The following is a 21,107-nucleotide window of genomic DNA, read 5'->3' on the forward strand; positions in this document are numbered from 1 at the left end:
TAAGAAGCGACAAGCCTGATTGTCCGGGATGTCGGCACGGCCGATTCATTTGAAAAAGCCAGCGAGACCATCCTAGGAACTAGGAACGCGGGTCATGTTTCCTCACCTTAGTCTATCACTGACCTTTTACGATGGGACTGGAAAACAGCCTGGTCGAGCATGCGCGCCATAATGGCAAGCGAGGCCACATCGACGCGGATGCTCACCCTTTATCGAATAGATGCGTGGATAGAATTGCTGCCGCTGCCGCCAAAAGAAGACACGCTGAAATGATAAGCGCGGCATGTGCACCGGCGACGAAAGCGTCGCGACGACCAACCAACGAACCAAACAGCGCCACGCCCAGAACGCTGCCGGTTTGCCGCGTCGAATTGAGGACCCCGGCTGCGATGCCTGAGCGCGCTTTTTCGACGCTCCCCAAGAGGGTGGATGTAAGTGGTGGCACCAGCAACCCGAGACCGGCCCCGATCACGACCAGTTGCGCGCAAGTTGCCCAATAGCTCGTGCCATGTTGGATACCAAGTAGTGTCAGACATGCCAAGCCCGACGTCGCCGCGCCTACGGCGATGGTCGCGGAAGCACCGATACCCTCGGATACGCGCGGCGCGGCCAGATTGGCGGGCAAGACCGCACCCATCATGGGCACGAATGCCAAACCGGTTGCAAAGGGCGACAAGCCGTTGAGGCGCTGAAAGTACAGGCTGAAGACAAATATCAGCCCGTAGAATGCAACATTGACAAGAAGACCCACGAGTGATGTCAGGGCGAACAGGCGGCGTTTGAACAGGGAGAGCGGCAACATCGGCTGCAATGCGCGCGATTCCTGCAAGATGAACAGGACAGTCAATACTGCGGATGAAGTGAAACCCGCGATAACGAACGGGCTGTTCCAGCCGATCGAACCGCCTTCGATAAGAGCGCCGGCAAGACAACCTAGCGCCGCGATTGCAGCGACCTGACCAGCTAAGTCTATCTCCCGGCGGGATGAACGAGCGGTTTCTATTGTATAACGCCAGGTCAACCACAGACCGACGAGACCGACGGGTAGGTTGACCAGAAAGATCGACCGCCAACCCACCAGCGAGATCAACCCTCCGCCGACAAGGGGCCCGGCCGTCAGCGCAAGGCTCGCACCGGCAGCCCAGACTCCGACCGCGCGACCGCGTTCTCTTTCGTCCGCATAGGCATGGTTCAAAAGTGCAAGCGAATTCGGGACTAAGATAGCGGCTCCAAATCCCTGTGTAGCCCTTGCGGCGATTAGGAGTTGAGCCGTCGGCGCAAGTGCGCAAGCAAGGGACGCGACGGTGAATATGGCGAAGCCCGCCATAAAGACTATCTTTGCTCCGATACGATCGCCGAGAGCTCCAGCAGTGAGGATGAATGCCGCGAAAGCGATTGTGTAGGTGCTGACGACCCATTGAAGTTCGGAGACGCCGCCTCCAAGCGATGTCCCGATACTGTTGAGCGCTGTGTTGACGATTGTAACATCAAGCTGAACGACGCCGTACCCAAGGCTCATGGCCGCAAGCGTCAACGACTTCGAAAGCTTCGAGCTGGCGGAAGGCATCCGATCTGATTGCGTCGTTGCGGAAACATCCGAATCCGATGGACGAGTGTATCGCATAGGTCACCTCGAATAGTCGCGGCTGATCCGACTGGTGTGTCGTCGATGCGACCACCGCACTCAGGCATCTGACGGGCGCCACAACCATTGGATAGTCTCGGTTCGTCAAGCAGCCGCAGAGCAACAGCCATTCTGCAAAAAGACTCCCGATGTGATAGTCAGCCTGGTCGCGAAGCTGAAGCGACATCTTCTCGTGAGGCCGGGGACGCCCTGCGAAGCCGTTTAAACGTCGGGATCTGGCCGCATGTTGCGGCTTTTCCCCCTTGCTTGATCGATGCCGGTTCGCGAAGCTCCCCTCGCTCATGGTATCAACCATACTCTTCGAGGCTCCCTTCAACTCGGCCTTTTCCTTTCGCCGCGTTTGGCAGCAAGCGCCGCACCCGCTGCCATTTATTGCGATTTCGATTTTGCAGGCGTGATGAATCCTCATTTTCGGTATGCTCGGTTGGATCGGCCTATCCGGCAAAGCGGACGAGCAAGATCACAAGCACCACTACTGCAAGCCCACCGATGAATACCAGGCGCCGCCGCCGCCGCTTCGGGACGATCTCACCCTGAGGACATCCTCGGACGCAAACGTGCGAGGTCTGTGCTTGCCTGGTATACCTTGGTCTATCTTGTTCATTGCAACCGTCCTGCGGACGCCAACTTCTGCCGTCCTTTTAACTCATACCGGCGCGATCGGCAGTGGGATGTGCGGATCGCGATCTAGGACTGGTAGATGCCGGTCAGGCTTGCTTCCGCCAGCATATGTTTCCTCAATTTCCGCCACATGGTTTCGACTCCCACGGCTTCGGGAAGCGTAAGTCTCGGGACATAAAGAGCCGCAAGTCGGAAAATATAGCGATGGGGAGGATCACCGCTTGGGGGCTGCGGGCCGTCGTAACGGGAATTGCCGAAATCATTCCGGTAGAAGCGCAGCGCCCGCTCCTGCATCGTATCAATGCTCTCGACCAGACCGGCCCATTGCCCGGGAATGTTAGCGATGCCGCAATGGTGGAATGTGCCGCTTGACGCATCCGGATCTTCGATAATCAGAGCAAAGCTCTGAGTCTTATTAGGAGCGCCACTCCAAGCCAACGGCGGAAATAAATTCTTCCCGTCAGATGCATATTTTCTCGGTATAGGCTCGTCTTCAGCGAAAACCTTGCTGATCAACGTGAAAGCCATCAGTTTCTCCTCTCTACCTCGTGGATTCACATGCTTGTGAATTTTCGAACTTAAGTTGGAACCCGTCAGCAATACTATTGTTCCTGTCAGGGAATATTTGCCCTCACCTGCAGTTCGAAGCGTCCACGACGGAGGATAAAATGACGGATGAACAGTTCGAATGGATCAGCAAGCGGGCCTACGCCATTTGGGAGGCGGCCGGTCGACCTTGGGGATGCAACCAGCATCATTGGGAGCAAGCAACCAAGGAGCGTGAGATCATGGAACGAACACGAGCATCCGTCGATGGAGAAGAGGTGCTCATAAAGCTTCGACAAAAGCCCGCGATAGACCGGCCGGAAAACGATGAACGGGAACCGGACAGAGACGGACACTCCGGCGACCGGCGCGCCGGATAACCCTGTTCACGGGCAATTCTCCCATGACGAATAAGCGACTCCGCCCGTCGCTGGCGCGGGAGCCGGTCGCATTGCACGTATTCCAATATGGATTGGCAGTCGCTTTGGGATTATATTCAAACCTATGTGGGAGGCGAAGCTATCTCGCTTTCCCGATCAGGCTTGTCGCATAGATTGGAGGAAAGCGATGATCCGTTCGGTTCTCAGCAGGCAGGATATTTATCTGGATTCAAACGATCTCGGCATCTGTCAGCAGGCCTTTGATGCCATCCTGGTCGAATTGGATATTGCCAATAAAAGCGAAGAAGCCGAGCGAGCGGCAGCAATCATAATCCAACTGTATAGGCAAGGCATTCATGACGAACGCCAGCTCTTCATGCTTGCCAGCGCGGATTGCGGGCGAATTAGACGGGGAACAAATTAGATCCGCAACGGTTGGGAAAGTGGCGAGTTAGCCGCAAACGGTCGCCGTCCCGGCTCGCCCTCATCGGCGCGACCGCGCAAAGCCCGCCGTTGGCCAACGTCCTCTGCCTCTGCCAACGGCGGGTCATTGTTTGGCTCTCTTGTCTGGAATAGGTGAAATGGCGCCGTTAACTTAACGTCCGTCAGGCGACAGCTGGTGCTCCTGCTCGACCTGCCGATTATATGCGAGCGATCTCCGCCCACATGTTCATGGCAGCGGCGCGTAGTTCGCGATGGTGGCTGGCGGAAATGTCGTGGCGAGGAATGTGGAATAGGTTGGCAATCGGATCGTGAATGGAGACGAAGCGCTGCAACTGTCGCCGTGACTTGAAGCGCTTCATGATCCGCTCTCGCTGTCGCACTGGCTGATGGGAATTCTCGGCTCGATTGTTGAGGCCCTTGTGGGATCGATGCTCGACGCCCGGCATGATCTCGTCTTGCGGCGTCATAGGATCGGAGCTTCTCGGTCACCATCACGCGTGGCGCACGGCCTTGGCCCTTCAGCAGCTTGCGCATCAGGCGTTTGGCTGCCTTGGCATTGCGGCGGCTTTGCACCAGAACCTCCAGCACAAATCCGTCCTGATCGACGGCGCGCCGCAGCCAATGTTTCTCGCCTCCGATCGAAATGACGGCCTCGTCGAGATGCCATTTATCGCCGAGCTGGCCGCACGAACGTCGACGGATCTGGCTGGCGAAGGTGCGTCCGAATTTTTCCGCCCACAGCCTGACCGTTTGATGCGAAACGATGATCCCTCGCGCCGCCAGCATATCCTCGATCATTCGCAGGCTGAGTGGAAACCGGAAATAGAGCCATACGGCATGGCCGATGATTTCGGCGGGAAAACGATGGCGGCGGTAAAGAGGATCTCGGTCAGTCATGGCCGGGCATCCTAGTCCATGCTTCGCTAAGTCGACGATGCCCCCTGATCGGCGTTGCGCCCTCGGCTTAAGATCGTGGAGGTGAGGCTGACGGAACAAGTCAGCCTAAGCGATGGTTTACCGACATGGCAAAGAGAGGCACGATCCGTATCGGCATTTCAGGCTGGACCTACGCCCCGTGGCGCGGCGTCTTCTATCCCCAGGGGCTCACGCAGAGGCGTGAACTGGCCTACGCCTCAAGGCTGTTTCCATCCATCGAAATCAATGGCACATTCTACGGCCTCCAACGCCCCGGTACATTTGCGAAATGGTGCGATGAGACGCCTGACGGATTCGTCTTCGCCATAAAGGGTTCCCGCTACATTACCCAAATACGTAGATTGCGCAATGTCGAAACGTCGCTTGCCAATTTCATGGCGTCGGGCCTGCTTCGCCTGGGGCCGAAGCTGGGACCAATTCTCTGGCAGTTTCCACCACGGCTGCGTTTCGACCCCGATTTATTTTCCAATTTCATGAAGATACTGCCGAAAGACACGGTTGCGGCGGCCAAACTGGCGAAGAAACATGACGAGCGATTGAACGACCGTGACTGGCTAAAAGCTGATGGAAGAAGGCCGATCCGCCATGCGTTCGAAATCCGCAACGAAAGCTTTGCGCATGCCGATTTCATCGAGCTGCTGCGCGAACATCAAATCGGCCTTGTCTGCGCCGATACCGTCGAATGGCCGTTGCTGATGGATATCACGGCCGACTTTGTCTATTGCCGCCTGCATGGTTCCGAAGAACTTTATGTCAGCGGTTACGACGACAAAGCATTATGCATTTGGGAAAAGCGGATCGACGATTGGGCACGTGGGCGCGAGCCTGCCGATGTCAATCGCGTATTAAAGCCGCTAAAGCCGTCCAGAACGGGCCGCGATGTCTACGTCTATTTCGACAACGATGTGAAAGTAAGGGCGCCGGCCGATGCTCAGCGCTTGGCGCAACGGCTTGGGCTAGCCTTGCCGACGACCGGCCAATTGCTAAGCGGTTGCGTGCGACCGAGATTTCCGAAGTGCCAAGACAGCATTGGCCGATACCGTGAAGCACGTCCATTCGGTGCGCAATTGATCTGCGGTTCCTAATGATCGGTGGGTTCCCTCCCTTCGCCGCGGAGACAACCTCCGTTCAGCGCACATCGGCAACCATGCCGTCTGTTCTTTGATCGGCTGCGGCTATCGCCGCATTTTGCCATATCAGGAGCTGTCTCCAGCCAGCGGAACAAAGATGCCTCGGCCGCGCCTATTCTTATCCAAGCAAACGGTCGAACTTGCTTGAGACAGCCTCGGTAGTTGGAGGCGCCCTATGAACGAGCATCAGTCAACAGAAGCGCTCTCGTTGAACCATCAAAGCCGTGCTTGCCTGAAATTCTCGCCCCCGGCCTGGTTACAGGCGCCTCGGACGACGACCCGAGTGGAATATCAACTGTTCGCACGCGGGTGCACAACTCGGTTACGCCGCAAACTTATCGCTACCTCGTCATAGGCACGGACGTCATAGCGAAAGCCATGAAGCAGGAGCGTCCGAACCATCTGCCGCGCCCGACTCGTAATGGGCAACATTCAGAACTCCCGCGGCGATATGTTTCAACGTTGGTTCGTGCGACATGGTCAATCCGTGGGTCACCTGATCAGGCGATGCCCTTGCCGCCGGTGACACCATAGACCTCACCGTTGATGAAGCTTGCTTCCGACGATGCAAGCAGGACGAACACGGGAGCCAGTTCGACCGGCTGGCCCGGACGACCGAAGTCGCTATCCTTGCCGAAGTTCTTCACCCTCTCGTCTGGTTGGCCGCCGCTCGGCTGGAGAACCGTCCAGACCGGTCCGGGTGCGACGACATTGGCGCGAATGCCACGCTCGATCAGTTGCTTGGCAAGGGCCTTCGTATAGGCAACGATACCAGCCTTTGTCGTGGCATAGTCGAGCAAGATCGGTGACGGCTGATAAGCCTGGATGGAGGCTGTGGTGATCACAGCTGATCCCACCGGCATATGGGGCACGGCGGCTTGTGCGATCCAGTGGAGCGCATAGAGATTGGTTTTTATCGTTTTGTCGAAATCCTCTGTCGACAGATCCTCGATCTTTTCGCGGTACTGCTGACGGCCGGCATTGATGACGAGGATATCGAGACCGCCAAGACCAGAGACCGCCTCGTCGACCAGTTGCCGGCACCATGCCTCGTCCGTGATGTCGCCCGGAAGCGCGACGGCCTTGCGGCCCTCGGCTTCGATAAGGCTCGTCACCTCCCTTGCGTCCGCCTCTTCATCCGGAAGATAGACGATGGCAACGTCGGCCCCCTCACGGGCGAAGGCGATTGATGCAGCCCGGCCGATGCCTGAATCGCCACCGGTGACGAGTGCCTTCCTGCCAGTGAGCTTCCCCGACCCGCGATAACTCTCCTCGCCGTGATCCGGCCTGGGATCCATCTTGCGGGCGAGGCCAGGTGCCTGTTGCGGTTGGTCCGGGAAAGGCCCTGCTGGATAAAGCGTGCGAGGATCGTTCAAGGAGGTCTTGTCGCTCATAATGACACCCAACGTTTTTTGCGAGTTGCATGCGAAATTACTGTCTGCGAACGCCCGTCTCATCCCTTTGTTCCCTGTCGGCTCGGAACAAACTTTTTGCGTTGTCGTTCATCCTGAGTATCAACGAAGGAGGAGATGTCATGCCCCGTGGCGATAAATCCAAGTACACCGACAAGCAGGAACGCAAGGCAGACCACATCGCCGAAAGCTACGAAGACCGTGGCGTATCCGAGAAGGAAGCCGAGCGCCGAGCCTGGGCGACCGTCAACAAGGATGATGGCGGCGGCAAGAAGGCCGGCGGTTCCGGGCAAGGCAAGCATACCGGTCATCCGGCTGCCCACAAAGGCGGCGAGAAGGGTGGCAGTGCGGCCGCGTCGCGATCGACCGCGGATCGTTCGGCTTCGGCGAAGAAAGCGGCCGCGACCCGGAAACGGAACGCCGCGCACCGCGCCCATCATTGATCGGTCGTGTCCATGGCGGAACAGAAACGCTACATCTCAACACCTGACGGATTTCTGATGGTCTTGCGATAGGGAGACGACGTGCTCGCCCGCCTGGGAACGCTGATGGTCGATAAAGACATACCTTCTGCCATACTTTCTGGCTTTGGTTTTGCTGGCCAGATCACGTTCGGCTTCTTCGACTTCGAAGCCTGCGAATACAAGCCGAAGAGCTACAAAAACCTTGAGGTGACCAATTTGACGGGCTCGCTTGCCTGGAAGGACGGAAAGCCGCTCCCGCATCTGCACGCAACGGCGGGAAGCTCATCCTTCGAAGGGGTCGGCGGTCATCTGCTCGCGCTCGCGGTCGGACGCGGTTCGATGGAGATCCATGTGAAGGTTCTACCGGACCGCCTTGAACGAATCGCCGACGCATCGATCGGCGCCAACATCCTACACCTCGGTTCGGCCGGTTGAGGCACGCGCCGCTGCGTTGTCTCATCGCTCACTGACAGCGTGGCAAGGGATGGAAAGGCGGATCGCCACACCGTTCGGCATCCACTCGCGCGAGATTTCGAGCCCAAGGCTTTGACCGATGATTTGCTCAAGCCTGCTTCCAAAACCGATCGAACGTGTTTCCGGCGCTTCCTGTGGCGGGCCGTTGCTCTCCCGCCAGACGATTTCCAGGATCTCGCCGTTCATCGCCACTATTATATTCAGCTTCCCCTCTTCAACAGAGAGCGCACCATATTTTGCGGCATTGGTCGCGAATTCATGGAACAGCAGCGCGAGATTTGTGATCTTGTTGGCGTTTGACGTCGATGTCATCTCCAGTGAGCTGCCACCGATCGGGGCTCTGCCGCTCATACGGCGCGAGAATGTTCGACAGAAGCTGAAACAGCGTGGTCCGGGTAGCGCCGGTCGCGGCCTCACCATTCAGACTTGCCAATGTCATCTCATGGGCCCGCGAGAGGGCCATCAGCCTGTCCTTCATCTCCGCAGCAAGATCGGCGGTCGTCTTTGCCGTCCTTGCAGCAAGGGTGATGATGCTGCCGATGATGGCGAACAGGTTTTTGACCCGATGATGCATTTCCCGGAGCAGAAGTTCCTGATGCTCGGCGGCACGCTTGCGCTCTGAGATGTCCCGGGCGATTTTCGATGCGCCGATGATCTTTCCGTTGCCGTCCCGAATAGGCGAAATGGTGAGCGAAATATCGATCAGGGTACCGTCTTTACGTCGTCGTATCGTCTCGAAGTGATCGACGCGCTCGCCGGCCTGGATGCGGGCCAAAATGGCAGGCTCCTCCTCGAGGCGATCGGGTGGAATAACGATCGTGATTGGGTTGCCGATAGCCTCGTCTGCCGTATAGCCGAAAAGGCGCTCAGCGCCCTTGTTCCAGGTCGTAATGACTCCGCTTAGGCTCTTGCTGACAATCGCATCATGGGAAGATTCGACGATTGCCGCAAGAAAAGTTGCAGCATTATGTCCATGCTGCGCGGCTTCTATGTCAGCCTCCAGCTGTCGCAAGCGGAGCTCGGCCTGGCCCTCGTGTCGCTCATAATCGGAGTTCGACATTTACGCCCTCAATCAATGCATTTTTCAAAAGTCGAGACGGCCAAGCCCACTAATGCACCGCCGACCATATTCGCTAAACATCAACGATAACAGTCAGAATGATAGTCGGGGATCGCAAATCTGTGTGACACAATCCGAAATTTTGCCTAAGGATTGCAATGGCGAAACCGGGACCGATGGTTCATTTACGTCCCAAAGTTGGCTCGGCCATGCTCGCCAGCCTCAGCCTTGAAGGCCGTCTGGTACCGACACTTGTTTCAGTACGAGCGCGGCCGCGAGTGCATGCATCGCCAACGCCGCGATTTGTGCAGGATTCGTTGTCTCAGGCGATTTTCGATGCGCCGATGATCTTCCGGTTCCCACCCAAGATAAGCGAGATGGTGGGAAAATATCGACCGGGCTACTGTCTTTACGTCGTCGCATTTGTCTAGAAATGATCGATTGCCGATGGCCTCGTCTGCCGTATAGCCGCTGAAGCCAGCTTTTCTTGCAGCGATCGCCGAATCCTTCGACGACGCCATCGTTCGCAAGACATCGCTATGGATTACAGCAGTTCAGGCCGGTATGGCGACCGGATGGCCCGAAGCAGGATGTTGGATGATGTGCATGTCGAGGCCGTAGATGGCGCGCAGCGCTTCGGTGGTGAGGATGTCGTCCGGCTGGCCGTTGGCGATGATCCGGCCCGAATGCAGGGCGATGATGTGGTCACAAAAGCGGGCGGCCATGTTGACGTCATGCAACACAACGACGACGCCGAGGCCCCTCGCGTGGCTGAGGCCTTGAACCAGCGACAGCACCTCAATCTGATGAGCGACGTCAAGCGCCGAGATCGGTTCGTCGAGCAGGAGGCACTCGGCGTCTTGGGCAACCAGCATGGCAAGCCAGACGCGCTGACGCTCGCCGCCTGAAAGCGTGTCGACGAGCCGGTCGGCCATGCCGACGACATCGGTAAGCTTCATCGCCTCCTCGACCTTTTCGCGGTCGGTCTGGCCAAAACGTCCAAGCGCACCGTGCCAGGGATAGCGCCCAAGCGCGACGAGCTCGCGCACCAGCATCCCAGTGGCAGCTGGTGTCGACTGCGGCAGGTAGGCGACCTTGCGGGCAAAGGCGCGATCGCCCCAATCGGGCAGAGGCTTGCCCTCGAAGCGAATGGCGCCACCGACCGGAAGCTGTTGACGAGCGAGGAGTTTCAGCAGGGTCGACTTGCCGGAGCCATTATGGCCGATGAGACCGACGATCTGCCGGGGAGCGAGCGTCAGAGTGAGTGGATGTAGCAGCGTGCGGCCGGCGGCGGCAAAGGAGACCTCATCGAGCCGGAAAAGATCCTCGCCGTCCATTGCTGAAACATCGACGGAAGGCATGGCGCGTGCTTCGGAGCCTCTGGTCGTCATCATTCTTAGTCCTTCGTCTGTTCCTACGGTGCGACCGGCTGGCGATACGCCATCGGTAAGTTCACGTCCTATCGAGGTATCAGTCTGTACCGCTATAGGCATTCTTGAGCCTAACGGATTTGTTTCCGCATCAGCCAAAGAAAATAGGGCCCGCCAATCAAGGTCGCGACGATACCGACCGGTAGCTGGTTCGGAAATAGCGCGATGCGGCCGATGAAGTCGGCAATTGTCGTGATGGCGGCTCCAGTCAAAGCGGCGGCGATCATATGCGGGAACGCGCGCTGGAAGCCGAGCGTTCGGGCAATGTGCGGCGCCATCAGGCCAACAAAGCTCATGGGGCCGATGAGCAAAGTTGCCGCCGCAGCGGAAATGGCCGAAAGCGACAGAAGTGTCGCGCGGCTTGTCGATATGTTGAGCCCGAGCGCCGTCGAGGAAACGGCACCCAACGGCAAAAGATCGAGCCATCGGGTGAAGAACGGCGCTATCAGCAGCACGATAGCAGCAACGGTGACTGCGATCGTCGCCTGCGCCGGGGTCGTGCTGTATGTCGAGCCCGCCATCCATTGCATGACCGCGAAAATCTTCGGCAGTCCAGTGCCAAGCAAGACTGCGATCAGCGCGGCGAAAGCGGTATTGATCGCGATCCCGAAAAGCAGCACATGATCGGGGTTGTAACGGCTGCGATACCCCATTAGCAGAACGACGATCAGGCTAACGATTGCGCCGACAGCAGCAACGGCGAGCTCTAAGATCGGCGTAAAACTGGGTGCGAGGAGGACAAGCAGAAGGATGCCGAGCGCGGCGCCCGCGCTGACGCCGATGATCTCGGGGCTCGCCATCGGATTGTTCGTCATGCGCTGGATGATCGTTCCGGAGAGCGCGAAGAGAATGCCGGCGGCTGCGGCGGCAGCAAGACGTGGTAACCTCCAGATCAACAGCGATTGCATCTGCGGTGGCGACGCGAAGCTCCAGCCATTTAGCGACGGGCCGAGAGACAGGGAAAGCCAGATCAATGCCAGCAGCACGACCGCGGCGACCGCGAGATAGAGGAGCGGACGCTGGTTGCGGTTCTCGGCGATTTGCGAAGCGGGAGTTTCCATGACAGGCAACTGCCTCAGGAAGATGGCGATCAAGGGAGCACCGAGGAGACCTGTTGCGGCACCGGCCGGGATTTCGCGCATGAAGCGCGCGGCCTGCTGCAGTGCTTCATCCGCGGCAAGCAGCAAGACCGCGCCGATCGCGATGCTGGCGATCATGCGGTGCGGCAGTCTGCGCGCACCAGCCGCGCGGGCGATGAACGGTGCGGCAAATCCGACGAAACCGATGACGCCGACGGCGCTAACGGTGAAGGCGGCGAGCACGACGGCGAGAAGGGTCGACAGCAGGCGCACATAAAAGAGCGGCAGGCCGAGTGATCTTGCCCCCTCATCATTGAGGGACACCAACTCCAGCGGCCGAGCCAGAAATGCGGCTGCAACGCAGCCGAACAAAGCGTAGGGAAGCAGGCGTGAAACCGCCGACCAATCATTCTGCGTGAGCGAGCCGCTGGCCCAGACGAACAGCCCGGTCATTCCCAAGCTGTAGGACAGGCTGACAGCGGCTGATATTGCCCCGCATATGAAGGTGACGACTAGGCCGGCGAGGATCAGCGCCACAGGCGAAAGACGATGGGGCCATGCGATCAGGAAAACGAGCGCGAAGGCCAACAAACCGCCGGCGAGAGCCACTAGCTCGCGCACTGACAACACCAGGGCGGGGAACCAAAGGGTTGCAAGCGCCAGCGCGAGATAAGCCCCGGCCGAAACGCCGAGTGTCGATGGATCGGCAAGGGGCGTGCGCAGGACCTGCTGGAAGATGGCGCCCGACAGTCCCAACGCGCCACCGGCAACAAGCGCGATCAGGAAGCGCGGCAGGACGCTATCGTGAACGAGAACCTGCATATAGGAGTTGAGATCAGGATTGGTGGCCGTCTGCCACCAATCTTGCACGGGCAATATCTCCGACAGCCGCATCGCGGCAGAAACGAGAGCGGCCGCAAGAAGGCACAGCATGACCGCGACTGGACCGATGCGAAACTTCTCTTGCGCCGGCATCATGGCGATACCCCGCCATTGTCGATCAAGGTGGCGGTCAGCAGGCGAGCGAAACGGGATGCGGATGGCAGACCGCCGGAGCCTAACACTGTGGCCACCGCACGCGATCGACCTTCGCGGACAAAAGGGAAGGTTTTCCATAAGCGATTTTCCATCAGTTTGGCCGCCATCCCCGGCGCGATCGGACTATCGATCAGAACCATCATGGCGTCATTATAGGCTCCGAGCTTCTCAAGCCCGACGATGATGAATTCGCCTGATATATTCGGCTCGGCGAGCGGCAAGCCGACATGCCGCAGCACGGCGCCATAAAGACTGTTGGGTCCGAAGAGGCTGACATGCCGGTTATCAAGCGGGCTTGCCAGGAGTATGGGTCGGCCTGTGTAACCGGCGAGGCGTTGGCTGGTCGTGGCAAGCTCGGCGCGGGTGGATTCCACGAGGCGCTCGCCCGCAGTGCGGATCCCGATCCTGTCGGCAAGCCCGAGTGTTCCGCGCTCGGCGATTTCAAGGACGTCTGGTGTCGGCTGGAAGAGCAGATCGCCATAGACGGGCGCGATGCGCTGAAGCATCGGCGCTGCCTGCTGCAAGGTGGGCGTTGTGACGATCAGGCTTGGAGCGAGCGCCAGCAGCAGCTCGAAGTTCGGCGTAAACAACAGGCCGACATCGACGACGGAAGCTGGCAAAACGGGATCGACAATGTATCGGCCATACCAGCTTGGTGCCGGCACGCCGACCGGCACAATGCCCAGAGCCATAAGCGTCGCGGCAATGCCCCAGTCCAACGCAGCAATGCGGGGAGCAACGGAGGCGGGAGCGTCGGGTAGCCCGGCCGCCCGCAAGGATATGCCGCCGGCCCATGATGCCGCCAGACCTGCCAGCAGCGCGCGACGCCCGATGCCGGCCATGGAACCCTTTGCCTGGTTCATCACCATTTATACCCAAGCGTCGCGAAGACGGTGCGGCGCATGCCGTACACGCAACCAGCCGCGGTGCAATCGCTGATGAAGTGTTTGTCGAACAAGTTCGATACGTTCAAGGCAAATGTCGCTCCGCGCATCTCGTTCGAGAGTTTTCCGAGATCGTAGTTCAACGCCGCGTCGAACACCACATGGTCCGGTATCTTCGCTGTGTTGGCGTTGGTGGCATAACGGCTGCCGATATAACGAACGCCGAAGCCCAGGCCCAGGCCGTCGGCCGTTCCATCATGAAATTTATAATCGGCCCATAGCGATGCGGTGTTGGCGGGCAAATTGGCGATGCGGTTGCCCGCCGTGCCATCGCTCGCCTTCACGATTTCGTTGCTGAGATAGGCGTAGGAAGCAGTCACATTGAGTTCGTCATTGATGCTTGCGACACCGGAGATCTGACCTCCGCGGCTTCTGACCTCGCCGACCTGCGTCTGGACAACGGGTGTCGTCAAGGTATTGGTCAGATAGTTCTGCTGCCTCAAGTCGTAGAGCGACGCGGTGATGAAGCTGTCATAGCCCGTGGGCTGATATTTGACGCCGATTTCATACTGGTCGCCGGTTGTCGGCTTGAAGGGGGAGCCAGATGAACTGACGCCGATCGTGGGGTTGAAAGACGTCGCGTAGCTCACATAAGGCGCGAAACCGTTATCGAAGAGATAGGTCAGGCCGGCGCGCCAGGTGAATGCATGGTCGTCCTGATCGGTGGTGGCGTTTTTCAGGTAATTGTCGCTGTCCGTCGAGGCCCAGTCCTGGCGAGCGGACAAAAGCAGCGCCCAATTGTCAAACTTGAGCTGGTCCTGCGCATAGAGGCCGAACTGCTGCTGCCTCTGGCTGGCATTCTGGAAAACGGCAGGCAATGTTACAGGCTGGGTATAGTCGGGATGATCGAGATCGAGCGAAGGCCCGGCGCCGAAGCGCGTGAGGTTGTTCCAATTCTTGTATTGATAGTCCAATCCCAGAATGGCCTTGTGCGAGATGGGGCCGGTATCGAAATCCGCCTCGGCCTGGTTATCAATCGCAAGTGTGTTGAGCTGTTCCCGCGCGGTATAGGCCGATCGGCTCAACGTATGGCCATCGGCCGCCAGGGCGGAGGCCTGCAATTCGGCATAATCGACGCTCATGTGCTGGAAACGCACGTTTTGCCGCACGGTCCACACATCGTCGAAGCGGTGCTCGAATTCGTATCCGATGCTGTGCTGCTGGCGCCGCATGTGATCGAAATCCTTGTCGCCCGTGAACAGATCCGTCGGGAAATAGGTGCCGTGGCTTGTCGGCACCAGCGTTCCCGTCGTTGGCAGGCGGCTCCAGAAGCCGCCTCTGGGATCGTTGAGGTAATCGCCGAGGATCGTCAGCTTGGTATCCTCGTCCGGCTTGATCGTTATGGCCGGCGCAATCTCGACGCGCTCTTCGCGCTGGTTTTCAACCTGGGTGTCGGTCGTCCGCCCCAATCCGGTCAGGCGATACAGCAAGGTGCCGTCATCGTTCACCGGTCCGCTGAAATCGAAGGCGGCCTGGGCACGATTGTAGCTGCCGCTCTGCAGCTGGATCTCGTGAAGCGGCTCATCCGTCGGCTTTTTGCCGACCATGTTGAGAAGACCGCCGGGCGACCCCTGGCCGTAGAGAACCGACGCTGGGCCCTGGAGGACTTCGATGCTATCCAGGAAGAACGGATCGACCTTCGGTACGGCCCAGGTCCCCTGCTGCAGCTTCAAGCCGTTATAATACTGATCGATCTGGAACCCGCGAACCAGAAAATTGTCCAGCCGGTTGTCGGGGCTGTCAGGCGTGGTCACGCCGGCCGAATAGGCAATGGCCTGGCGAACGGTCTGTGGCTTTTGAACATCGAGCTGGGCTTTGGTCACCACCTGCACCGATTGCGGCGTTTCCAGCAGCGAGATGCCTGACTTTGACGCGACGTTGCCATCGGTCGTGACGAAGCCGCTCTGCTTGGCCGCCTGCACCACGATGGGGGCGAGCGCCGTCGCTCCATTGGCAGCCGCCGAGCCAGCGGCTGCGGTCGGATTGGAAATCGTCACCGTCGTTGCGTTGGTGAAATGATAGGTCAGGCCCGATCCTGCCAGGATCTTGTCCAGCGCTTCCGCTCGAGTGAGTGGACCTCTGGCCCCTTGCGAGCTTATCCCCCGGGCGACATCGGCGCTGAAAAAAAGCTGGATGCCGGTTACCTTCGAAAATTGAACGAGAGCTTGGGACAGAGGCTGCGGCGGGATGTTGTAGGCGATCCGGCCCGACTTCTCGGCCGCTTGCGCGAAGACAGGCGCAGGGGCAGCAATGATTGTCCCAAGCGCGATCGTGATCAACAGCGCGAATGCAAGAGAAGGGTCACGGCGCAAATTGCCGCTTCGCTCTTTTTGTCGGGATCTCTGATTGTCATTTTCGCGGTACTGCATCGCCCACCTGCATCCTGTGCCCGCCATCGCGGGATTGCTGCTCAAAAGGGACCCGGTTCGATGGCCCCGAAAAGTTAGACACCCGGCCGCGCTGAGGTAATGAATGAGTTGAGGAAAAAAATCATGTTTTTAAAAATTAGCCGGCGCTGTAGACGAGCGTGACATAATTGGCTGCGTTCAGGAGGCGAACCCCGAGCGTATCTGCAATCGTCTGCAACGCGCTTTCGGTACGTGCCGTTTCGAAAACCGCCGTAACGGGTATGGCGCCGATGCTGCTATCCATGAGAATGATGCGGCCGCGCCGGTAGCGCTCCAGCTCCTCCAATACACGCCGCAGAGGCACGTCCTGGAAGATGATCCGGTCGTCGCGCCATGCTTCAACGGTGTCGAGACTTGCCTGGATCGGCTGGCCGAGACCGTCGCGGCCATAGCTGATCTGCCATCCCTCTTCCAGCCGCAAGTTGGAGAAACCGCGTCCTTGGACTTGAACGGCATGCTCGCTGACGGCGACGGTGACAAGATCGTCGACGAACTTGACATCGAACTTCGTCCCGAGCGCCTGGGTGGTTCCACCGCCGGCGTCGACAAGAAATGAGCGTGCCGGATCATGTGAGACGTCGAAGAAACCTTCGCCGCGATAAAGCTCCACACGCCGTTCCGTCTCGCTGAAACGCGTCGAAAGCGCCGAATAGCTGCCGAGCTCGACAGTGCTGCCGTCGGGCAGGCCGATTGTCCTGCGTTCGCCAATGTCGGTTTTATATTCCGCAAAGAGGCCCGGCTGATTGATGGCATAGAGGCTACCAAGCCCGCCGATGCACGTGACGGAGCCCAAGATGAAATTGCGCCGCGATATCAGCGGACGACCGCGGCGCATACGATCGAACTCCGGCTGCATAATGTCGAAACGCGTCCACAGAGCTTGCGCGTGCTTCAAGGCTGCGGCATGGGCTTCATCAGCAGCGAGCCAGGCTTCGAAGGCCTGCCGATCAGCCACAGTAACCTTGTCGTCGCGCATCCGCACGAACCATTCCAAGGCTTCCATGACGATCGGATCGGTCGCGTCTTCGTTCATATTGCTTCACAGTCTCGGCGCTTTGCCCGGCCTGGTATGCCCAGGCCTCTATTCTTTATGACACTGCAAGCGAGCAATCTAATGAATGGGAAGCCGAATTAATTCCTACCGATTTTCCGGTCGAGATCGGCAAGAGCGATAACAATGTGGGAAATCACGGTGTTACGGGAAATACCTTGGCGAACAGCGATTTCGTCATAGCTCATGCCCTGGAATTTGTTGAGGACGAAGGCCTCACGGCGTTTTGGCGGCAGCGATGCGACCGCCTGCAGAACACGTCGCAACTCGCATCGATAAACCGCCGTCATTTCGGGAGACGGATTGGCATCCGGTATGGCGTGAAGCTCTGCGTCGGGAATGCCAACTTCGCCGTGCCGCTTGAGATCACGGAGATGATTGAGCGCGAGATTGCGCGCCGTCGTCGTTAGATAGGCGGGGCAATTGTTGAGATTGCCGCTATCTGCGGCTGCGAGCAGCTTGATGAAGGCCTGATGGACGAGATCTTCCGTCGCTGCCCTGTTGCCGACAAGACGGCGAACGAGCTGGCGCAGGCGTCCTTGTTCGGAAATGTACAAACCAGCGATGTCAAAGGTCTTGGCATTCATCGACTTCATCCAGGATTCAAGCCTTGAGAGGCGCGACTATCGGCTGTAGGGGATCGACAAATTCCTCGCAATCTCAATCTATTAGACCGGTTCTAAACTGAGATATGCGCGCCACCATCATGAGTGCGCCGACACGATAAGTGCTTGCTTTTGCTCAACTCGGATGCGGTACTGGCGGAGTTTATCTTGACTTTACAAGTCATATTATTGGAACCTGTTGCTATCGAGCAACGTGCTTTTTGCCACATCTTGACCTGCAATCAGATGCAAGGCACGCTGCCAGAAAACAGACCAGTGCGAAATCCGCATGAACGCCGTTGCGATCTTCGTGGCCGATAAAGTAAGGGAGAAGATGCCATTCCGCGCGGATCTCAAAGTCCTGCCGTTTGGGGCTTCTTATTTCGCCGCAGTCGTTGAACAGCAACTGCAATGATAACCCGCGGGCGCGCCCTCTCCTAAGCGTCCTGAAAGCTACCCCAAGCCGCCGGGATGGCAGGCGCTCGGAGAAGTGCGTCGCTGAGCAAATCTTGATGCGAGGATCTTCATGCGAACAGTCAAAACCAAAACACTCGAAATTGCTTATTTTGAACACGGCTCGCCCGACGGTTGGCCTGTGGTGCTGAGCCATGGATTCCCGTACGACATCCACGCCTATGATGAGGTGGCGCCTCGCCTAGCGGAAGCGGGAGCTCGGGTGATTGTGCCTTACCTGCGTGGCTTTGGCCCGACTCGCTTTCTGTCGAAGTCCACAATGCGCAGCGGTCAGCAAGCAGCTCTTGGCAAGGACGTTATCGACCTGCTGGACGCTCTTGGTATCGAGAAGGCCATTCTCGCCGGCTATGACTGGGGCGGCCTTGCTTCATGCGTCGCATCGGCACTGTGGCCCGATCGAGTGGCCGGCCTGGTCTCCTATGCGGGCTACGACGTTATCGACGTGAACCGGCTCGGCCACGCCTACCAGCCCAGCCTGGAACAGGCTGTCTGGTACCAACATTTGTTTCAGCACGAGCGCGGCCGCGAGTGCTTGGCTCTCCACCGCCGCGATTTGTGCAGGATCCTCTGGAAGCAGTGGTCGCCAACCTGGGCGTTTGACGACGCGACGTTTGACCGGACAGCGGCCGCTTTCGACAATCCCGATTTCGTCGATGTCGTCATCCACTCCTATCGCTTCGATTTCGGGAACGCAGCGGGAGATCCCGCTCTGGCTGATCTGGAAACGCGGTTGGCCGAAAAGCCACCCATAACCGTCCCCGCGATCACTATCGACGGGACCCAAGATCCGTTAAAGCCCGGCGGAACGGCTGATCATGCCCCGATGTTCAAAGCACGACACGAGCATCGAGTGGTCGGGTGCGGACATAATCTGCCCTGGGAGGCGCCACATGATTTCGCCGACGCTATAACAACAGTTCAAGGTTGGTGCGCCTAGGGTAGCAGCCGCGCGGCGCACGTTGCTGCGCCCTTTTCCTCCTGCCCACACTCCTAAATGTCCGTGCTGGAGGTGTCGACGGGCACCTGCCTATGTGTCTTGCCGTTGGACGGTGGATGCCGGCCTCCTTGCCGAGGGATGGCAATTGGAGCGCGGCAGGCCGGTTTATTGTCACCTCCCGATGGATGCAGAACACCTGAAAGATGAGCTTGAGAAAACGGTCCGCTAGTTCGCGCGCGGAAGCAGCTGAGAAGATGCCGTCGCCTTGAACGGGGTCGAACTTACGACCCTCTATCGGTGCCAGCCCTTACAGGTCAGAAGTACACTTTCATCAATGGCTTAGAGATCCAAGCCATGATTTTTGTCACTGCCCTCCATTTCAGCCGCTACTTCCTTAGCCAACCCAACAAAGGCCCGCGCCGCCGCGCTTCTGTATGCGTCTTTACGCTGCATCAGAACGGCGGTCCGCTGCAAGCGCACGGGATCAAGCGCAATGGCGACCAAGTCCTGATGGGCAAATGCGATCGTTGAAGGCAGGAGCGTCGAGAGCCGCGTCCTGCGGACGATTTCGATCACCGCGCTGATCGAGTTGGCCTCTATCTGTACTTTGGGGCGAATATCGTGCTGGCGGCAGAAGTGATCGATCTGTTCGCGCGTCGCGAACTCTGCGCTGAGCAGCACCAATGACTCGGCGCTCAGGGTCTCAAGCCCGATCGACGTTTCATTCGCAAGGGCATGACCGCTACTGACGACCAGGGCGAGGGATTCCACCAGCAGGGGGTCGAGATCTATGTCCGCTGTCAGTGTGCCGGCGAACGCGATCCCGATATCGACCTCATCAGACAGGAGCAGGCCCTCCATATGCTCCTGGGACATCTCCCGTACGTTGAGGGAGATATTCGGATACCGACTATGGAACGCCTCGACGAGAGGGCCGACCAGGTAGGTCGTGAACGTTGGCGTCAGTGCAACGCGCAACGTGCCACGGCTGAGATCGCTCACGTCGTGGATAGCGCGCTTGGCTTCCCGAAACTCCTGCGAAGCACGGCGCACGTATTGAAGATAGACCTCTCCGGAATCCGTCAATCTGGTCGTGCGCCCCGATCGGTCGAACAACTGCACGCCGAGGCTTTCCTCCATCAACCTGACTTGCTGCGAAAGCGCCGGCTGGGAGACGTGCAGGGCGTCTGCAGCCCGCGTGAAGCTCTGATGCTCCGCCACTGCGAGAAAATAACGAACCTGTCGGGCGAGCATGGTCGAACCTATTAGATTATCTAATAGATCTCATAATAAACGAGACTTTTACATTATGACACGCCTTCCGTAGCCTTCTCCTCAACAAATCGAGGAATGGAGATTGCAGCGATGAAGGACATTATTGAGGGCTTCCTGAAGTTCCAGAGGGAGGCTTTTCCGGAACGAGTCAAGCTCTTCAAGGATCTGGCAAATCAGCAGAACCCGCGGGCTCTGTTCATTTCCTGTTCCGACAGCCGCCTGGTGCCTGAACTGGTTACCCAGCGCGAGCCGGGCGACCTCTTCGTCATCGGAAACGCCGGCAATATCGTCCCGCCCTACGGCCCCGAGCCGGGTGGCGTTTCCGCCTCGGTCGAGTATGCCGTCGCGGCGTTGCAGGTCTCCGACATCGTGATCTGCGGCCACTCCGACTGCGGCGCGATGACCGCCATCGCGACGTGCAAGTGCCTGGATCACATGCCCGCCGTGGCCAGTTGGTTGCGTTACGCGGACTCTGCCCGCGTCGTGAACGAAGCCCGCCAGCACCACGATCAGCCCGCCAAGGTCGCATCGATGGTGCGCGAAAACGTCATCGCCCAGCTCGCCAATATCCAGACACACCCGTCGGTGCGGTTGGCCCTCGAGGAGGGACGCATCACCCTGCATGGCTGGATTTACGACATCGCGAGCGGACTTATCGAAGCTTTCGATGGCAGCAGGGGCGCCTTCGTCTCCCTCGCGGACAATCCCGAAGTCCAGGCCATCAAATATCAAGCCAGGCGCGCTGCCTGAACCC

General features: G+C 58.6%; 20 protein-coding genes and 3 pseudogenes. 9 read left to right on the forward strand and 14 right to left on the reverse strand.

What is annotated here, in order from left to right; translation table 11 throughout:
* Positions 1-202: 202 nt before the first annotated feature.
* The 3 genes and pseudogenes from AB8B29_RS24335 to AB8B29_RS24345 all read right to left on the reverse strand — a co-directional run bounded on the left by AB8B29_RS24335 (position 203) and on the right by AB8B29_RS24345 (position 2,794).
* Positions 203-1,567 (reverse strand): MFS transporter, encoded by a 1,365-nt coding sequence (locus AB8B29_RS24335; RefSeq protein WP_037199093.1) that lies wholly within the window; start codon positions 1,565-1,567, stop codon positions 203-205.
* Between the two features lie 292 nt (positions 1,568-1,859).
* A pseudogene (locus AB8B29_RS24340) lies at positions 1,860-2,014 on the reverse strand (DUF3008 family protein); the annotation flags it as partial.
* Between the two features lie 318 nt (positions 2,015-2,332).
* Positions 2,333-2,794, reverse strand: coding sequence for a YbhB/YbcL family Raf kinase inhibitor-like protein (locus AB8B29_RS24345; RefSeq protein WP_037199094.1), 462 nt, complete (start codon positions 2,792-2,794; stop codon positions 2,333-2,335).
* A 140-nt stretch (positions 2,795-2,934) separates the two neighbouring features.
* Here AB8B29_RS24345 and AB8B29_RS24350 point away from each other — a divergent pair, with 140 nt between their 5' ends.
* Both AB8B29_RS24350 and AB8B29_RS24355 read left to right on the forward strand, forming a co-directional pair.
* Positions 2,935-3,192: a DUF2934 domain-containing protein gene (locus AB8B29_RS24350; RefSeq protein WP_037199095.1), complete on the forward strand. Its 258-nt coding sequence runs from the start codon at positions 2,935-2,937 to the stop codon at positions 3,190-3,192.
* 187 nt (positions 3,193-3,379) lie between these two features.
* Entirely contained in the window at positions 3,380-3,616 is a 237-nt protein-coding gene (locus AB8B29_RS24355; RefSeq protein ID WP_113102449.1) for a hypothetical protein, read from the forward strand.
* Positions 3,617-3,833: 217 nt separating this feature from the next.
* Here the strand turns inward: AB8B29_RS24355 and AB8B29_RS24360 are convergent.
* Positions 3,834-4,533 (reverse strand): annotated as a pseudogene (locus AB8B29_RS24360) (IS6 family transposase).
* Positions 4,534-4,658: 125 nt separating this feature from the next.
* Between AB8B29_RS24360 and AB8B29_RS24365 the strand changes: the two are divergent.
* Positions 4,659-5,657 (forward strand): DUF72 domain-containing protein, encoded by a 999-nt coding sequence (locus AB8B29_RS24365; protein WP_081938813.1) that lies wholly within the window; start codon positions 4,659-4,661, stop codon positions 5,655-5,657.
* A 207-nt stretch (positions 5,658-5,864) separates the two neighbouring features.
* Positions 5,865-6,028, forward strand: a pseudogene (locus AB8B29_RS24370) (divalent metal cation transporter); the annotation flags it as partial.
* 174 nt (positions 6,029-6,202) lie between these two features.
* On the opposite strand, the gene AB8B29_RS24375 reads toward AB8B29_RS24370, so the two are convergent.
* Positions 6,203-7,096 (reverse strand): SDR family oxidoreductase, encoded by an 894-nt coding sequence (locus tag AB8B29_RS24375; protein WP_037199097.1) that lies wholly within the window; start codon positions 7,094-7,096, stop codon positions 6,203-6,205.
* Between the two features lie 140 nt (positions 7,097-7,236).
* On the opposite strand from AB8B29_RS24375, the gene AB8B29_RS24380 reads away from it, so the two are divergent.
* Both AB8B29_RS24380 and AB8B29_RS24385 read left to right on the forward strand, forming a co-directional pair.
* Positions 7,237-7,557, forward strand: a complete 321-nt coding sequence (locus AB8B29_RS24380) for a hypothetical protein (protein WP_037199098.1) — start codon at positions 7,237-7,239, stop codon at positions 7,555-7,557.
* Positions 7,558-7,638: 81 nt separating this feature from the next.
* Positions 7,639-8,013: a PPC domain-containing DNA-binding protein gene (locus AB8B29_RS24385; RefSeq protein ID WP_439006746.1), complete on the forward strand. Its 375-nt coding sequence runs from the start codon at positions 7,639-7,641 to the stop codon at positions 8,011-8,013.
* A gap of 21 nt (positions 8,014-8,034) precedes the next feature.
* On the opposite strand, the gene AB8B29_RS24390 is transcribed toward AB8B29_RS24385, so the two are convergent.
* From AB8B29_RS24390 to AB8B29_RS24425, 8 genes are all read right to left on the reverse strand, one after another.
* Positions 8,035-8,364: a hypothetical protein gene (locus AB8B29_RS24390; protein ID WP_439006747.1), complete on the reverse strand. Its 330-nt coding sequence runs from the start codon at positions 8,362-8,364 to the stop codon at positions 8,035-8,037.
* Positions 8,309-9,112, reverse strand: a complete 804-nt coding sequence (locus AB8B29_RS24395) for a PAS domain-containing protein (RefSeq protein WP_439006748.1) — start codon at positions 9,110-9,112, stop codon at positions 8,309-8,311. Before AB8B29_RS24395 ends, AB8B29_RS24390 begins: the two co-directional genes overlap by 56 nt.
* Positions 9,113-9,666: 554 nt before the next feature.
* The gene (locus tag AB8B29_RS24400; protein WP_051964021.1) at positions 9,667-10,473 is read right to left on the reverse strand and encodes an ATP-binding cassette domain-containing protein; all 807 of its coding nucleotides are present in this window, start codon (positions 10,471-10,473) and stop codon (positions 9,667-9,669) included.
* Positions 10,474-10,613: 140 nt separating this feature from the next.
* Positions 10,614-12,599: a Fe(3+)-hydroxamate ABC transporter permease FhuB gene (gene fhuB / locus AB8B29_RS24405; RefSeq protein ID WP_051964004.1), complete on the reverse strand. Its 1,986-nt coding sequence runs from the start codon at positions 12,597-12,599 to the stop codon at positions 10,614-10,616.
* Positions 12,596-13,522 (reverse strand): ABC transporter substrate-binding protein, encoded by a 927-nt coding sequence (locus AB8B29_RS24410; protein WP_162732632.1) that lies wholly within the window; start codon positions 13,520-13,522, stop codon positions 12,596-12,598. Before AB8B29_RS24410 ends, fhuB begins: the two co-directional genes overlap by 4 nt.
* Entirely contained in the window at positions 13,522-15,915 is a 2,394-nt protein-coding gene (locus tag AB8B29_RS24415; protein ID WP_162732633.1) for a TonB-dependent siderophore receptor, read from the reverse strand. Before AB8B29_RS24415 ends, AB8B29_RS24410 begins: the two co-directional genes overlap by 1 nt.
* A 193-nt stretch (positions 15,916-16,108) precedes the next feature.
* Positions 16,109-17,044, reverse strand: coding sequence for a FecR family protein (locus AB8B29_RS24420; protein WP_037199102.1), 936 nt, complete (start codon positions 17,042-17,044; stop codon positions 16,109-16,111).
* Between the two features lie 98 nt (positions 17,045-17,142).
* Positions 17,143-17,649 (reverse strand): sigma-70 family RNA polymerase sigma factor, encoded by a 507-nt coding sequence (locus tag AB8B29_RS24425; RefSeq protein WP_037199104.1) that lies wholly within the window; start codon positions 17,647-17,649, stop codon positions 17,143-17,145.
* A 307-nt stretch (positions 17,650-17,956) separates the two neighbouring features.
* Between AB8B29_RS24425 and AB8B29_RS24430 the strand changes: the two genes are divergently transcribed.
* Both AB8B29_RS24430 and AB8B29_RS24435 read left to right on the forward strand, forming a co-directional pair.
* A complete protein-coding gene (locus AB8B29_RS24430) occupies positions 17,957-18,082 on the forward strand; it encodes a hypothetical protein (RefSeq protein ID WP_439006749.1) in 126 nt (41 codons plus the stop codon).
* Between the two features lie 111 nt (positions 18,083-18,193).
* Positions 18,194-19,078: an alpha/beta fold hydrolase gene (locus tag AB8B29_RS24435; RefSeq protein WP_037199105.1), complete on the forward strand. Its 885-nt coding sequence runs from the start codon at positions 18,194-18,196 to the stop codon at positions 19,076-19,078.
* A gap of 339 nt (positions 19,079-19,417) precedes the next feature.
* Here the strand turns inward: AB8B29_RS24435 and cynR are convergent, their stop codons facing one another.
* Positions 19,418-20,332, reverse strand: a complete 915-nt coding sequence (gene cynR, locus AB8B29_RS24440; protein WP_037199107.1) for a transcriptional regulator CynR — start codon at positions 20,330-20,332, stop codon at positions 19,418-19,420.
* Between the two features lie 96 nt (positions 20,333-20,428).
* Between cynR and AB8B29_RS24445 the strand changes: the two genes are divergently transcribed.
* Positions 20,429-21,103: a carbonic anhydrase gene (locus AB8B29_RS24445; protein WP_439006750.1), complete on the forward strand. Its 675-nt coding sequence runs from the start codon at positions 20,429-20,431 to the stop codon at positions 21,101-21,103.
* Positions 21,104-21,107: the final 4 nt, after the last annotated feature.

This window comes from Rhizobium sp. 11_C7_N12_5 (assembly GCF_051811145.1).
GTDB classification, from domain to species: Bacteria; Pseudomonadota; Alphaproteobacteria; order Rhizobiales; family Rhizobiaceae; genus Rhizobium; species Rhizobium lusitanum.

What these genes read in the sequence shown, in the direction of transcription:
- AB8B29_RS24445 (WP_439006750.1), top strand. Translation starts at nt 20,429, where the DNA reads ATGGAGATTGCAGCGATGAAGGACATTATTGAGGGCTTCCTGAAGTTC.
- AB8B29_RS24400 (WP_051964021.1), bottom strand. Translation starts at nt 10,473, where the DNA reads ATGCCTTCCGTCGATGTTTCAGCAATGGACGGCGAGGATCTTTTCCGG.
- AB8B29_RS24390 (WP_439006747.1), bottom strand. Translation starts at nt 8,364, where the DNA reads ATGACATCGACGTCAAACGCCAACAAGATCACAAATCTCGCGCTGCTG.
- AB8B29_RS24425 (WP_037199104.1), bottom strand. Translation starts at nt 17,649, where the DNA reads ATGAATGCCAAGACCTTTGACATCGCTGGTTTGTACATTTCCGAACAA.
- AB8B29_RS24335 (WP_037199093.1), bottom strand. Translation starts at nt 1,567, where the DNA reads ATGCCTTCCGCCAGCTCGAAGCTTTCGAAGTCGTTGACGCTTGCGGCC.
- AB8B29_RS24345 (WP_037199094.1), bottom strand. Translation starts at nt 2,794, where the DNA reads ATGGCTTTCACGTTGATCAGCAAGGTTTTCGCTGAAGACGAGCCTATA.
- AB8B29_RS24430 (WP_439006749.1), top strand. Translation starts at nt 17,957, where the DNA reads ATGAACGCCGTTGCGATCTTCGTGGCCGATAAAGTAAGGGAGAAGATG.
- AB8B29_RS24435 (WP_037199105.1), top strand. Translation starts at nt 18,194, where the DNA reads ATGCGAACAGTCAAAACCAAAACACTCGAAATTGCTTATTTTGAACAC.
- AB8B29_RS24355 (WP_113102449.1), top strand. Translation starts at nt 3,380, where the DNA reads ATGATCCGTTCGGTTCTCAGCAGGCAGGATATTTATCTGGATTCAAAC.
- AB8B29_RS24350 (WP_037199095.1), top strand. Translation starts at nt 2,935, where the DNA reads ATGACGGATGAACAGTTCGAATGGATCAGCAAGCGGGCCTACGCCATT.
- AB8B29_RS24410 (WP_162732632.1), bottom strand. Translation starts at nt 13,522, where the DNA reads ATGAACCAGGCAAAGGGTTCCATGGCCGGCATCGGGCGTCGCGCGCTG.
- fhuB (WP_051964004.1), bottom strand. Translation starts at nt 12,599, where the DNA reads ATGATGCCGGCGCAAGAGAAGTTTCGCATCGGTCCAGTCGCGGTCATG.
- cynR (WP_037199107.1), bottom strand. Translation starts at nt 20,332, where the DNA reads ATGCTCGCCCGACAGGTTCGTTATTTTCTCGCAGTGGCGGAGCATCAG.
- AB8B29_RS24395 (WP_439006748.1), bottom strand. Translation starts at nt 9,112, where the DNA reads ATGTCGAACTCCGATTATGAGCGACACGAGGGCCAGGCCGAGCTCCGC.
- AB8B29_RS24365 (WP_081938813.1), top strand. Translation starts at nt 4,659, where the DNA reads ATGGCAAAGAGAGGCACGATCCGTATCGGCATTTCAGGCTGGACCTAC.
- AB8B29_RS24420 (WP_037199102.1), bottom strand. Translation starts at nt 17,044, where the DNA reads ATGAACGAAGACGCGACCGATCCGATCGTCATGGAAGCCTTGGAATGG.
- AB8B29_RS24380 (WP_037199098.1), top strand. Translation starts at nt 7,237, where the DNA reads ATGCCCCGTGGCGATAAATCCAAGTACACCGACAAGCAGGAACGCAAG.
- AB8B29_RS24375 (WP_037199097.1), bottom strand. Translation starts at nt 7,096, where the DNA reads ATGAGCGACAAGACCTCCTTGAACGATCCTCGCACGCTTTATCCAGCA.